Origin of the sequence: Natronogracilivirga saccharolytica, assembly GCF_017921895.1 — a bacterium.
GTDB lineage: Bacteria > Bacteroidota > Rhodothermia > Balneolales > Natronogracilivirgulaceae > Natronogracilivirga > Natronogracilivirga saccharolytica.
Window position 1 is genome coordinate 116,796 of record NZ_JAFIDN010000007.1, and the last position, 12,435, is coordinate 129,230.

11 protein-coding genes are annotated in these 12,435 nt (G+C 47.0%); 5 read left to right on the top strand and 6 right to left on the bottom strand.

Annotated features, from left to right (window positions below; translation table 11 throughout):
• Positions 1-27 precede the first annotated feature (27 nt).
• Positions 28-720 carry a hypothetical protein gene (locus NATSA_RS09990; protein WP_210512199.1) on the top strand — a complete coding sequence of 231 codons (693 nt, stop codon included), beginning with the start codon at positions 28-30 and terminating at the stop codon, positions 718-720.
• On the top strand, positions 713-1,201 hold the full coding sequence (locus tag NATSA_RS09995; RefSeq protein WP_210512201.1) for a hypothetical protein: 489 nt from the start codon (positions 713-715) through the stop codon (positions 1,199-1,201). Before NATSA_RS09990 ends, NATSA_RS09995 begins: the two co-directional genes overlap by 8 nt.
• A gap of 323 nt (positions 1,202-1,524) precedes the next feature.
• Here NATSA_RS09995 and NATSA_RS10000 read toward each other — a convergent pair whose 3' ends face one another.
• The 5 genes from NATSA_RS10000 to NATSA_RS10020 all read right to left on the bottom strand — a co-directional run bounded on the left by NATSA_RS10000 (position 1,525) and on the right by NATSA_RS10020 (position 8,044).
• On the bottom strand, positions 1,525-3,738 hold the full coding sequence (locus NATSA_RS10000; protein WP_210512203.1) for a hypothetical protein: 2,214 nt from the start codon (positions 3,736-3,738) through the stop codon (positions 1,525-1,527).
• Positions 3,735-5,777, bottom strand: a complete 2,043-nt coding sequence (locus NATSA_RS10005; RefSeq protein ID WP_210512204.1) for an AAA family ATPase — start codon at positions 5,775-5,777, stop codon at positions 3,735-3,737. The genes NATSA_RS10000 and NATSA_RS10005 overlap by 4 nt, the downstream gene beginning before the upstream one ends.
• On the bottom strand, positions 5,774-6,040 hold the full coding sequence (locus NATSA_RS10010; protein WP_210512206.1) for a hypothetical protein: 267 nt from the start codon (positions 6,038-6,040) through the stop codon (positions 5,774-5,776). The genes NATSA_RS10005 and NATSA_RS10010 overlap by 4 nt, the downstream gene beginning before the upstream one ends.
• Positions 6,041-6,291: 251 nt before the next feature.
• A complete protein-coding gene (locus NATSA_RS10015) occupies positions 6,292-7,218 on the bottom strand; it encodes a hypothetical protein (RefSeq protein ID WP_210512207.1) in 927 nt (308 codons plus the stop codon).
• The gene (locus NATSA_RS10020; protein ID WP_210512208.1) at positions 7,208-8,044 is read right to left on the bottom strand and encodes a protein kinase family protein; all 837 of its coding nucleotides are present in this window, start codon (positions 8,042-8,044) and stop codon (positions 7,208-7,210) included. Before NATSA_RS10020 ends, NATSA_RS10015 begins: the two co-directional genes overlap by 11 nt.
• A 306-nt stretch (positions 8,045-8,350) precedes the next feature.
• On the opposite strand from NATSA_RS10020, the gene NATSA_RS10025 reads away from it, so the two are divergent.
• Both NATSA_RS10025 and NATSA_RS10030 read left to right on the top strand, forming a co-directional pair.
• Entirely contained in the window at positions 8,351-9,835 is a 1,485-nt protein-coding gene (locus tag NATSA_RS10025) for a hypothetical protein (protein WP_210512209.1), read from the top strand.
• A 42-nt stretch (positions 9,836-9,877) separates the two neighbouring features.
• Positions 9,878-10,186: a hypothetical protein gene (locus tag NATSA_RS10030; protein WP_210512211.1), complete on the top strand. Its 309-nt coding sequence runs from the start codon at positions 9,878-9,880 to the stop codon at positions 10,184-10,186.
• 564 nt (positions 10,187-10,750) lie between these two features.
• On the opposite strand, the gene NATSA_RS10035 is transcribed toward NATSA_RS10030, so the two are convergent.
• On the bottom strand, positions 10,751-11,917 hold the full coding sequence (locus NATSA_RS10035) for a glycoside hydrolase family 10-like protein (protein ID WP_210512213.1): 1,167 nt from the start codon (positions 11,915-11,917) through the stop codon (positions 10,751-10,753).
• Between NATSA_RS10035 and NATSA_RS10040 the strand changes: the two genes are divergently transcribed.
• Positions 11,907-12,122 (top strand): hypothetical protein, encoded by a 216-nt coding sequence (locus tag NATSA_RS10040; protein ID WP_210512215.1) that lies wholly within the window; start codon positions 11,907-11,909, stop codon positions 12,120-12,122. The two genes, NATSA_RS10035 and NATSA_RS10040, sit on opposite strands and share 11 nt — an antisense overlap.
• Positions 12,123-12,435 lie beyond the last annotated feature (313 nt).

Consider the following 12,435-nt stretch of genomic DNA (forward strand, 5'->3'; position numbering starts at 1 on the left):
TTTCATGTATTATAAATATTGTTCCCTATGACCTGGATAACACCGGACTTCTTGACTCACATCAGAGAAACACTGAAGAACACACCTGTGCCGGAACAGGTTGCCTCCACTGACACCGACAGGGAGTTTCAGCGCACTTTGGCAACTTTGTCTGATCAGGCGGACCGGGATTCCCTATTGAGGGAGAAGATCGGCGCATTTAATAATTCCGGTGAAATTTGGCACTACGTCAAAACCAGTTATCTGTCATACTGCGAGAACTCTGGAATACCTGTTCAACATCGGGTTGTCGCCGGGGACACCAGCCTTATTAAAGGATATAACCAGAGCGCTGAGATGCTCAGCATGGAGACAGTCTCCAGCGTGGTCCGGAATAATCGGTTTTTGAATAAGCGATCTCGTCAAGAACGTAATGCAATATGCCAGATCAGTTTTCATCTGATAAATCATGGTTCAGACTGGCTCTTACGGGCCTATCAAAACATGCCCTTTTTTGATAGGCAGTCTATGGAGCATACTTGCCGCCGGCCTAATCTGTCTGAAATCATCAAGGATGTTGTTTTCAACAAAGCCGACCGTCTTTTTGCGGGGCAACTCTTTGAAGATCACGAAACAGTAAATCATCTGGAGCTCTTCCGGATAGCGTTGCTGGGGGTAATAATTTTCACTTTTGATTTGGCGCTTAGACCTGTCGAAAACCACATAACGGGTAATGAATAAACGGACGTTTAATACCACCTTTAGAAAGCTGATTTTTGAGTTTTATGAAGAGCATGACAATTCAGAAGTTGATATAACACGTTGTATGACTTTGGCCATACGACTGGCCCGATTAGTAAAGGATTATGATAATCTGCTTTGGCTGGAATTGTGCATGATGGATCTAACGGACTCGGATAAACGGAGTTATTACGAGTTTTCAAATCATTCCGATAGTGAACTGTTTTCCAGGCAAAGACAAAATGCATTGCAAAAGCTCAAACACATCAAAAGTTGTCCGAATGAGATGATCCAGAATTGGAGTGTGGAGGCACTAACCGCCATAACCATGGACATAGAGAGAAATTCCTGGGATGATGAAGATAACCAAGCTGTGAGGATGCATGATTTGGCTGATAACTGTAAAACAGTGATCAGACAGATGAAAAAGGCTGCTTATGCTTATGTTGCCGGGCTTGAGGAGCGTTTTGCGGAAAGATAAAAGGAGCGGCGTGTCATACGGGCAGGTAGTGCTGACAAGTAAAGCGTGTTGAGATTGGGTGCATGAAGGGAGGGGGAGCCCGAAATCTAAATTCCGGTCCAGTTAAGTTTTATTTTAATTTTTAGAATAAAACCGGCCTTCATAGCTACATGAAGTAGATTTAGGCCCGGATCTAAATTTCTAAGGATTCTAAACGAAACAGGGGAAAACCTGCGCTCACACAATAAGTTATCAGCTGATTTCCCCTGAATATATCGTTTTGGGTTATTTTATTTAGATCGTTTAGGATTTTAGAATAGGCTCTATTAGACTGTAATCGGCGATTATCGGCTAAACCAGTCTCTAAATGGCTTGCCGTTGATTTTTAGATTCTCTGGAAATCCGGTGCAGCTCTTCGTTCCGAACTCCTTATTTATGTATATAGTTTGTTTCTTCACTCCCGCTAGCTGGCTCAGCCAATTCAGCACGTTGCTTTTGCCACCAAGGTGGTTGGATAGGCTGGACTTACTCCAGCATCCGTTATCAATCCAGGTGATGTAATCTTTGGTTTTGTATTGTTTAAAGTCCGCCTCGTGATTCCACTTACTGAGTATATCGCTAAGAAGTTTTTCATTAGTGGCCTGCGCGGCGTGTTCAGCATCCCACGCAATCTCAATTGCCTGCATCAGCTCTGTTTCAGCCTGCGGATGGTGGCCGGTGTCAACCAGCTGGGCAATAGCTATCAGTGGCGCGACAACCTCTCGTTTTCTACTGTTCAATATCCCTTCGCTGGGCAGCTCTATATTCATAGGCACTCTATTGTAAAGCCGGGCGATATCAATATGATGGTACAATCCCAGGGCATAACAGCCATTTCGAATGATATCTGCTCTTCTTTGCACCAAGCTGTTGTCAGGATTCCAGAGATTGACCGGTTTTGATTTTGGAACGAGCGTTGTGGTCATAGGTATGGTGCGGCTTTTAAGTGCCTCATCGCCAATGGGATCTATACTCGCGAGAACCTTTGGTGAGTATGTTTCCAGTCGGACCGATTTGTTTCCGGATTTCTTGGAATAGCTGCCTCCCTTTTTATACCCTCCTTTAAGCATCTGAGTGTAGTCATCCCCGGTTCCCAGTGACGAGGATTCAAATTCATCAAGGCAGAGAGTGCAGCCGAGTTTGTCCACCTGGTCAGTGATACTGGCCCTTGTGGATTGCGACTCAAGTAAGCCATTAAACCCGGCCAGTGCTATAAGTTCCAGAAGTGTCGTTTTGCCCGTACCTTTATCCCCTTTCAGATGCAAATAGGCATATGCTGTAAAAAGGCGGTAGACATATCCTCCCATGATCCAAAGGGCAAGCAATGAGGCTAATTCCCTATGTTCAAAGTATATGTAATCTGAAATAAACCTCTTCAGCTGGATAAAGGTGTTCCGTGGCAGCAGCTGTCCCACAGATACGTCAATATTCAGGATCGACTCTCTCGAAAGTCGTATCTGATCATTCGCCCCTCCATCGGCTTTTATACCGAAATTGTCATGCAGCTCTTTCTGAGAACAGATATTAATCGGATTGGAATGCACAAAAGACCCGTCGTTGATTTTATACCAGTATCGATCGCCCTGGTAATCCTGCGGGCTGAACATGGGTTGCGTTCCGGTCTTTGCGATAAACTCATGATAGGTATCACGGTCATAGTGGGGTTGGTCCGTCTGGCTGCCATCGGCCTTTGCAAGCAGCTTCTTTTTGTTTTCATCGGATGTGATCCATGATAGGAGGGACTCACCACCGGTCAAATGCTCAATGGTTATGGACTGGCATTTGCTATCCCACTGGAGAAGTTTCTCCAGCAGCGGGAAGCTGCTGTACTCCCAGTTTCCATGCTCATAGTGCCTCAGCAGTACCACATGCTTGTCAGCAGTCAACTTCTGGTAATCACCATAGTCAAGGTACTCATGGTTCGGCCGGATATATACGGGTTCATTCAGTTTGAGTCGCAATGCGTAGGCTTCCAGTGGATTTTCGACAAACCAGATTTTGCTGGCTGATGGTTCAGGGTCTAACCTTGGAATTCCGGTCAGCGATTCGTGTCTGTCGTCAAGCTGCCATTGGATCACGCATATCGGATTCCCGCTCTTGCTGAACTGGACTGCGTTTAGACTTTTGCCGTCGTGATCGGCCCATACGGGAATCTTTCGCAGCAAACCTGCGGAAACCCCGGATTGATCCCTTAACGAGGCAACAGCTATTTCATCCTCGCGAAACGCTTTAAGCCTGTCGGTGATTAATGCTGGATCCAGTTCCGAAGTTTCATCACTTTCTACTTCGATGGCTTTTTCTGCGCCTTTAGTGGTGAGCAGGGGATAGAGTTCTTGAAGGAAGAATATGGCGTCGCCCTTCAGACCGGTAGCCCGGCAGACAAAATCACCTTTCTCACTGATTTCGATGGATCCGTCCCCGAAGGGAGACTTCCCCCGAAGGGGAAATCTTTGTCCAAGGGCAGTTTCCGGGCTCAACCCGGCAATGTGTCGATTATAGAAGTTGTATGCTGACTTCATCTGTGTACTCCGTTTGTGGAAGGTTCTGGTATAGTAGGGCTGTTGTCGCTGCCAGTCAATGATTTCAGATACCCTGTGGTAAAGCGTTTTACCTTACTCAAGTCATAGTTCATCCGGCAAAGGTTAACCATTCCGGCTAAATCGCGATGTGACCAGCCACGGGTGCTGTTGGCTATTTCGGCGAAGTTGATCTCCACTAACTCGTCCGGAAGCATTCCAAACAGCCCCTCGAGCAGTTGCTGACGTTCGTCACTGGTGGGTAATGCCATCTCGGTTTGATAAGAGAAACGAGACAGCAATGCCTCATCCAGCATCTCCAGCCGATTGGTGGCACCGATGATATAAACACCATTATTGCCAGCCACACCGTCCATCTCAGAAAGGAACTCATTGAGTAGTTGATCACCGTGGGGGTCACCGCTTCCTCTTCGAGAACCCAGGGCATCAATCTCGTCGATGAAGATGACCAGTGGAGCATAGGTGCGGCTCAAGCCAAACAACTCTCTGACGTTTCGCTCCGACTCGCCAACGTATTTGTTTTTGAAAGACCCTGCCGAGCGGGCAACAAAGGGCACCTCAAGGTACTTGGCTATTGCCTGTGCAAAGCTGGTTTTTCCCGTACCCGGCGGTCCGTAAAGCAGCATGGGTACGTTTTTTACGTTGGATAGGGTACTCCGCCTTTTGCCACTGACCAAATCCAGCATGGGTGTGATTTCTGCTACCAGCCTTTCGATTCCGAAAAGGTCGTCGAAAGAGAACTTGGGATTGGTAACCCCCATATTTCGTTCACCAGTGGGTGCGTGGCTGTTCAGGCAGGTTTCCAGGGACTGCTGGGTAATAAATGCGCCCGGGTCATCATGAGTGGCTTTACTTAAGGTTTCTGAGCCTGTCTGCTTTACTACCGACTCTATATCAGCCCCGGAATATCCGCTGGTAATACTAGCAAGGCGATCATAATCAATGCCCTTTTTTATTTTCAGGCCTTTTGTGAAGTGCTTGAACAGCTCATTTCGGCCGTTTTGATCAGGAAGCTTCAGGTCAATGATTTCATCAAACCTGCCACCCCGAAGCAGGGGTTCAGCGACATTGCCCAGATGGTTTGTGGCGGCCAGTGTAACAACCCCGGGGTATTGTTTATAGCCGTCCATGCACTCCTGAATGGCCGTGACAGCGAGACGGAGCAGCCCGTCGGCGTCTCTTGGAGCAACAGTGTCTATCTCGTCGAAGAAAACGAAGGCCCCGTTTGGCTCACTGGAAGCGTGCTTGTAGATTTCGTAGATATTGCCTGGGTTCAGTGCCTGGGTCAACGAAACCTGAATCAGGGGTATTCCCGCTTCTTTGGCGATCGCTCTGACCAGAGCTGTTTTTCCCACCCCGTAAGGCCCGTTCAGGATGGCTCCTTTCAAAGGGGATCCCAAGTATTGCTTTACCAGCTCCGGTTTCTGGATCGGAAGCAGAATGCGACTGCGGATTTTTTCAATCACATCGTGCATACCGATAAGCGAGGAGAACCCTTCTTCTGCCGACTTTCCAACCTTGGCACCGACCTTTTGCCTTGAGGGGGTTGGCTTGCCATCGCGCTGGCCTAGAACTTCAATGACGGTATCATCTGCCACGTAGCCGCCATCAGGATCGCAGGATGTGACAGTGACCGCCTGCTGCTCATAGGTATAGGTTTGGCCAATCTTGACTTGGATTCCAGGGACAAGCTCATGTTTCGATTCTTTGCCGTCTCGAGCTTTTTTTTCCTCAACCTGGATGTAGGTCGCTTTTGGAGCTTTGCTCAGCATAATCGAGGTGTTTTGGCCGTCATTCAGTCCCAGGTTATGGGCGGTTGCTTCATCGATATAAAGCTGTTTTTGCGAGTTATTCGGAGCAGCTTCGGTGATCCGGGTGTGGTAGGAAACATCGCCTGCTGATATTTCGTAGAGTTGCAAAAAGCTCCAGCTGGGGTCTCCGGCACTTCTGATAGTTTTTGAATTTACAGCAACGCCAGCTTCGGTGTCGCTAATCTTGATTTTCAGTTCAAGTGTCTTCATACGCGCTCCTCCCGTGTGTTGATCATCCGTTGGAGTACTTTCCGCTCGAAGTATTTCTGTCTCCCGCCGTTGAGGCGAACAGACGGGATGAATCGTTTGTGAGATGATTCCAGGTTGCTTCGGTTGCGTAATGTCTGGGCCTTGATGCCGAATTCGGCCTCGACCTGTTTGGCTGTTAAATATTTACTGCCTTTGGCGGGCGAAACGCCCAGAGATGAAAGTATGGCGTCTAACTTCTTGTTAATTATATCTATATGTTCCATTTTTAGCTTTTTAGATTACGTGGCATTATTGCCATGCCACGAAGAAACCAAGAAAGCCTCGCTATACAGGGAGTAGTCACTGAATACCTGTCTACTGTCCCTGATTTTCCAAAAATTAGAGTCAGGATAGCCCGGGTTAGGCGTGAGTCAGCGGCTTAATGGAGCAGAATGGGTTCCAGCGGAATGGAAGAGATGGGCAAGCTTGGAGTTACCCAAGCTTTATCAACAAAAAAAGGCTCTGCAGAATCGCGCTAAGATTCCTTTTTCCTGATGCTGAGAATGACTTTTCTTACCGAGTTGCGTTTTAGTTCATCACCGTTCTGGTCGCGGTATCTGTTTATGATGATGTCAGTAAGAGCCTGGACACTGAGTCGTTTGCATTTGGGGCGTTCGGTGACAAGGTCGTTATATGCCTGGGTTGGTCCGGCTACCTTGACGTATGCAGTGAAAACACGCCGGGTTGCTTCTGTGGAAGCACGGTAGCTTGCCGTTCTTTTTTCATCGTGGATAAGCGTGTCAGGTGAGCCAAAATACTGCTCAATATGATTGATAATACTGCGCGTGGCATTGGCTCGCACAAAGGTATCTGCACGTTTTTGCAACTCGGCGATAACCGGCTTTTCTACTTTGATTTCGGGGGGCACTTCCTCGGGAGTCCTTTTATGGGGCTCCTGTCCCTGATATCTGATATGATTACATAGGAAGGCAGAAACCCGTTGAGCCAGCTGTTTGTGGTAATGGTCAAACTGACGAAGGGGGATCGATTCCTTCGGTTCAATCTTGTGTATGTTACCGGTCTGATAATGGGTACGTATATTTTCACGCAGGATGATCACTTCCGACGATACGATCTTGCCCAGCCGTTCATCCCAACTTTTCAGCTTGGATTTTTTTTCGTGCCACTCAAATCCGCTAATACCGGAGAAACTATTCATCAGTCTGAGATTCATTTCATTCGCTCTATAGAAAGTGCCCAGAAATGAGCGGTAGAATCTATCCGGAAAGGTTTTCCAGTCCTCTTCACTCATGGAGAGCAAATCGCGCACTACGATTGTCCAATACACTTCTTTGAGGTGGGGGGGCTCTGGCTCAAAGTCGCGCTGATAACGCTCCCATTTAAAAGACGAAATGTTTGATTGGGCCTGTTCCAGGGTTAACAGGGCGCTTTTATTCTTCAAAATACCTCCGTAATGCTTTGGCTATGGACTCCTTTTTGAACTGGGCACCAGCATGATCGCGATATTTTAGCCGGATATGGTAGTTCAGCCTTGCCAATGGTTCATTGTTCAGCTTGGGATCCAAGCCCATAGCGTCTGTGACTGCTTGATTGGGACCTTTCACATTGATATATGGGCTGAAATACTCCTGACCCAAAAGCAAATAGTCTTTCAGATACTGTATCGCCTGAAGTGCCATATCTGCCATCATCAGCTTCTCAGCGCTCTCACTAAGCGCCATTCGTAAATTTCGGGGTATTTGATTATTCTTTCTGTCGATAAATACCATGTTGTTTGTGTAGGCGTAATTACCGGCATCAAGCAATCGCTTTAGATTTTTGGAAACGGGTTCCAAGTGTGGTTGGCGCTTATCGACAATCGATAAATCTATCATTTCGGCAGACTCGGGATCCAGATACCTGAAATCAATGTTAGACTGCTTAAGAAATGATTGCACCGCTTTTAAAATTTGCCAGAAATAGCGGTTATATTCGCTCAATAGCTCTTTTTGGGAGTCTGAGACAATGGTTGCGTAAACCTCGGATGTGTCCAGGCCATTGAATTTTTCAAGAATGGCGTAAAACAATTTTTCAGACTCGAAAAATGTCGAACGGTAGGTTCTGGAAATCAAGTCGGCATCGGGCTTTTCTTGTGCTCTCAGACAATGAGCCAGGTACATGATTGCGAATTGCCAGTAAAGCTTTTGAATTCGGGCGTTATGCTTATCGAAATCACGCTCATATTTTTGAATTTTGATTTGCTTAGGCAGGTTCTCTAATGAAATCACTGTGACGCTTTGTTATAAAGATTTTTTTAAAAAAGATCGACATGGGTAAAATCATAATTCTGAATGTTAATTGAATTAGATTTTTCAAATTTTATAGGAAGCGTCTTGCGAATATCATGAATTCTGTGTTCTATTGATATAAGTACCTTACATAGCAGAAGCGATCGCTAAAAAAATTAGCCATCTGACTCGTTTCGACACATACGACATTTCAGAACTTAACCAAAGTGGTTAAGGGAGGAAATGGCCTCCAGCTTAAAAAAAGAGGGAGCCTACCTTCTTAATAATGCTAGACATGGAGGCCTTATGGCTTATTCAAAAGACAATTCATCTCAAAATTCCGGAACACGGTTACGAAAAAAAGAAACCAACGCCGGAGCTACTGCCGCAAGTAGCAGTTTTATCCTATCATCAACTCGGGGTGTTGCAAATCCGGTTACTGATCCAGGCATTCTTGATCAGCAAAAAATATTTGCTGAAGCACTTCGTCAAACAAGCCCAATTGCTGCACATGGTTCACGTGATGCTGGTCAAGCTGCAACGTCATTAGGGAATGGTACCGGATTGCCAAACGGCTTGAAACCCATCACCTGTAAACAAATGGTCACCAATGGAAAGAGTCTAAAAAGTCTCATTGGGGGCGTTAATCCATGCGGAAAAACAGCAGAAGTTGTTGCTGTCCATGATTATAAGGTTCTGCATGCGGGAGGAGATGCTCAAATTACCAACCCGCCTCTAAAAATTGCAGAAAATGTTGGAGATATCCGGTTATCTCCGGACCAGGCAAGTAAAAAAGACCTGATTTTTAGATTCCGAACAAATGATGGGATGCTGATTACGAAACAAAATGGGCAGGTAAAAACAGGTTCGGGCGCCTATATTTCCAAAAAATTGGTGGAAATGACAAAGTCTCCGGGGTATGGCAAAATCGGGTATGTTGACGCCCGGTTCGTCAATGAGGATGGTACACCACGGATTGCAAAAGATGCGTTTACAAAACACCAGGCTTTAAAACTTCAGAAGGCAAAAGTACGCCTGCGAGGTATTCGAGAACTGGATTCCCGATCCAAGCAATTGCATGAAGATTTGCAAAGTTACACCACTGATGAACTGGATCCCGTTACGCGTTCGAAGCTGATGCAATTTCGTGAAGATATCGCACGTGCATATCAGTGGAAGGGAGTCACCACCAGAATGGCCGGAGGTATGGGATTAGCGGCGGCTTCAGCTGCCGTGGTATCATTGATCACGCAAGCTGCTTCAGATGGCGAAATTAATGGCGCCGAGATTGGTGAAGCGGCAATTCAGGGTGGTTTGTTCGGCGCAGGTGGTGTACTTGCAGATGCAGGAATTTATCACATCTGCATGACCCAGAATATCCCACCCGAGTCAGCAAAAATAATTGCTCAGCAGGGTGTTGGTGTTGGTTTTTGTCTTTTGGCAATTGGCATGGACATACAGTCCGAAGTTGAGGCAGTACAGAATGGGGAAATCTCACGAGCTGACGCAATGGCCGGTGGTTCCCTGAAGATAGCATTGGACCTGTTACCGCTGGTACTTTCTCCTTTAGGGTTAGCTGGTGTTCCTATACTCGTGGGTGCGCAACTTGGGGGCCGTTGGGTTATCACCAAGGTAAGAGAAGCCGATCGGAATATTCGGCTTGAATTTCATAAAAACCTCGAAAAGGCCGAATCACTGGCAATAAGACTTGATCATATTGATAAGATGGCTGATGTGATCAGGAGCGAATGTGAAGAAACAGATCGGATTTTTGAGGCGGCAATGTCATAAGAGAAAAAACTTAATTCTAATCTAAAATAATGGAGTAAAGCTATGTTACCAATAATTCCAGCAATTCCAGTAATCGCTTATAAAATCAGCACTGGTATTGCCGTAGGTGTGAGCATCATAACGGGAATTTGGGCAAAAGGACAGTACGACGAGCGCTGGTATGAGAAATATAAATACGAAGAAAAGATAGAAAACTTGGAAAAAGTAATCTCTGAAATGGAGTTGCAATATCAGGAATTACGGAATATGTTTGGTGAACGGGATCAACAGGTTCGTGACCTAGCAAGCAGAATCAAGGAACTTAAACGTGAGGTTGCAGAACTCAAAGCCGAGGCCGAGACTGCGTATTAAATGATGAAAAGTTTATCAGATAAGTAAGTGACCCTACATCTCCGGATATTTCGGCTTCCTGGATCTAAAGGATCATTATATCTTCTAGCTGTTATCTTTATTACACGCCGGGGGGGGTGAGTATATCGCTTGGGTTAATTCCAGCAGACGAAATCACGAAAATTAATCTGCTTCCTAAAAACCAAATCCATTCTTCAGCATGAATGCAGAACCAAGCGTGACATTGGATATCTTTTGGGAATAATTATTCACACAAAAGCAAATAAGTGGTGACGAAAGTGGTGATATATCTATAAAAAAGTGATGTATTTAGTCATTAAATAGGAAAAATCCATTCACTCATAATCGATTGGTCGGGGGTTCAAGTCCCTCCGGGCCCACCTTGATAACCCGTCAAGTAATTGCTATTTAGTTGCTTGACGGGTTTTTTTTGATATGGTATTACCAGTTTTGTTACCAATACTTAAACCATTTCCTTTCTTTATTATTGAATCTACTGTATATAAACTGTTCTTTCCGGCCAGTGAAGGGATCATATGCAGCTTTATCTTCGCATAATATTCCTCAATGCACCAGTGTCATCTTCCGCGAAATCTCCTGAACAACCTCCGGCTCCTCATCCGCTGAGGTAACCGTGACCGACGCCATCGCGGGATCACCCTCGATGTGATTGCGCGTGAGTGAGGTGACCAGGTAATCGAACTCTTCATGACCGGACGAGGGAATATGATCGAGATATTCGGTCTGCCCGGTCACATAAACCAGGTTCCGCGGATCGGAAATAACGCCGGAAATATCCGAATAGCTCCCGTGCGGCACCCTGTAAATGGCGAACCGCAGAAAGGGATCGGGATCACGTCCTATCGCGGGTTTATCCCACGTGAGGTGCACCTTTCGGTGAGCGGATGCCTGCTCCTCCGACCCTTGATCCCTCTCAGCCGCCAGTTCAACCGGCGCCGGTGGCGGCTCATCCCCAATCCATGGTATCGGAGGGACAAGCGCAGGCGTATCATATCGTCCATCAAGGTCCTGCTCCCGGAGAAACGCCTGCCGAAAATGCGCATGTCCCTGCGCTCCAATCGCCCGCGTAGTATCGATCTGACGAGGGAGCTCATCCTGCACTTCTTCGATGTAAGTCCCGAGCCCGGCGTACACATGCCGGCCCTCGCGGTGCACCATCCAGTCGTTCAGCATCCATGCAAAATCCATCGACTCATGGGTATGATCCTGGATCGGATCCACGTCGTACTTTTCCACGATCTCCAGAATATTCTCAATCACCCATTCACGGGTCTCCGGGCGGCCGGGATTCAGCCAGTACCGGTCGGCACCGTCATCCACAAAAACCGTATCCACCCATTCGGGATGGGTAAAGCGAACATGCAGCGGCTCGGCGCTTTCACTGATGTCGGTCGCCTCGTTGCCGATGCTGAACACGTTGAACCAGGCATGCAGCTCCATGCCCCGTTTGTGAGCCTCTTCGACGGCAACCTGCAGGGGATCCCATCCCGGATCTTCCCCGGCACTTCCGGTCAGCCAGGGCGCCCACGGCAGCCGCTCACTCGGATAAAAGGCATCGGACCGCGAAACTGCCTGAAAAAAGACGGCGTTGATGCCGTGCTCATCCGCCTGACGGATAATTTCACGCAGCGATGATTCCTGTTGTGATGCGGTTTGTCCGGTGGCCGGCCAGTCCAGTCCGAAAACGGTCGTCAGCCAGATGGCCCGCATTTCATGTTTGGGGGTGGATGATAGCCAAAAAAATCCGGCTTTGCATCTCCATCAGCAAGAAAGGGATATTTTTTTTATACTTGGATACCTTCACGGCGGCAGAGAACAAAACCGGCAAACTCTTTTTCATATTGAGCTTTATGAGGTGTCAGACAGGAAAAAACAGTTACAGTACAAAGGTTCTCGCAGAGACGGCGCTGATTGATATACACATTCACCGCAACTTTACTCCTGATCAGGGGCCGCAGAACGTGTACCAGTGTGAGTTTTGCGGCGCTTGGCACTTTACCAGCAAATCCCCGGAACGAAATAAGCGATTGCAGGAGATGATTGACTCAGGTGAGATGCGGCGCTTGCAGCTGGCAAGGCAGTGGGAATGAGCCGGGTGCATTTCAACACTCACACGCTTTTACGCATATATAGACTGAGTTTCAGTGGTGTACCGGAAAGAGGCTTCGAGGTGATTCAGATCCAGAACTTCATAAAGAGTATTACTGCCAGGTACGCAATCATTTAAT

Excerpts from the sequence above, each read along its gene's own strand:
- NATSA_RS09990 (WP_210512199.1), top strand. The coding sequence starts at position 28 with ATGACCTGGATAACACCGGACTTCTTGACTCACATCAGAGAAACACTG.
- NATSA_RS09995 (WP_210512201.1), top strand. The coding sequence starts at position 713 with ATGAATAAACGGACGTTTAATACCACCTTTAGAAAGCTGATTTTTGAG.
- NATSA_RS10000 (WP_210512203.1), bottom strand. The coding sequence starts at position 3,738 with ATGAAGTCAGCATACAACTTCTATAATCGACACATTGCCGGGTTGAGC.
- NATSA_RS10005 (WP_210512204.1), bottom strand. The coding sequence starts at position 5,777 with ATGAAGACACTTGAACTGAAAATCAAGATTAGCGACACCGAAGCTGGC.
- NATSA_RS10010 (WP_210512206.1), bottom strand. The coding sequence starts at position 6,040 with ATGGAACATATAGATATAATTAACAAGAAGTTAGACGCCATACTTTCA.
- NATSA_RS10025 (WP_210512209.1), top strand. The coding sequence starts at position 8,351 with ATGGCTTATTCAAAAGACAATTCATCTCAAAATTCCGGAACACGGTTA.
- NATSA_RS10030 (WP_210512211.1), top strand. The coding sequence starts at position 9,878 with ATGTTACCAATAATTCCAGCAATTCCAGTAATCGCTTATAAAATCAGC.
- NATSA_RS10040 (WP_210512215.1), top strand. The coding sequence starts at position 11,907 with ATGGCCCGCATTTCATGTTTGGGGGTGGATGATAGCCAAAAAAATCCG.
- NATSA_RS10035 (WP_210512213.1), bottom strand. The coding sequence starts at position 11,917 with ATGCGGGCCATCTGGCTGACGACCGTTTTCGGACTGGACTGGCCGGCC.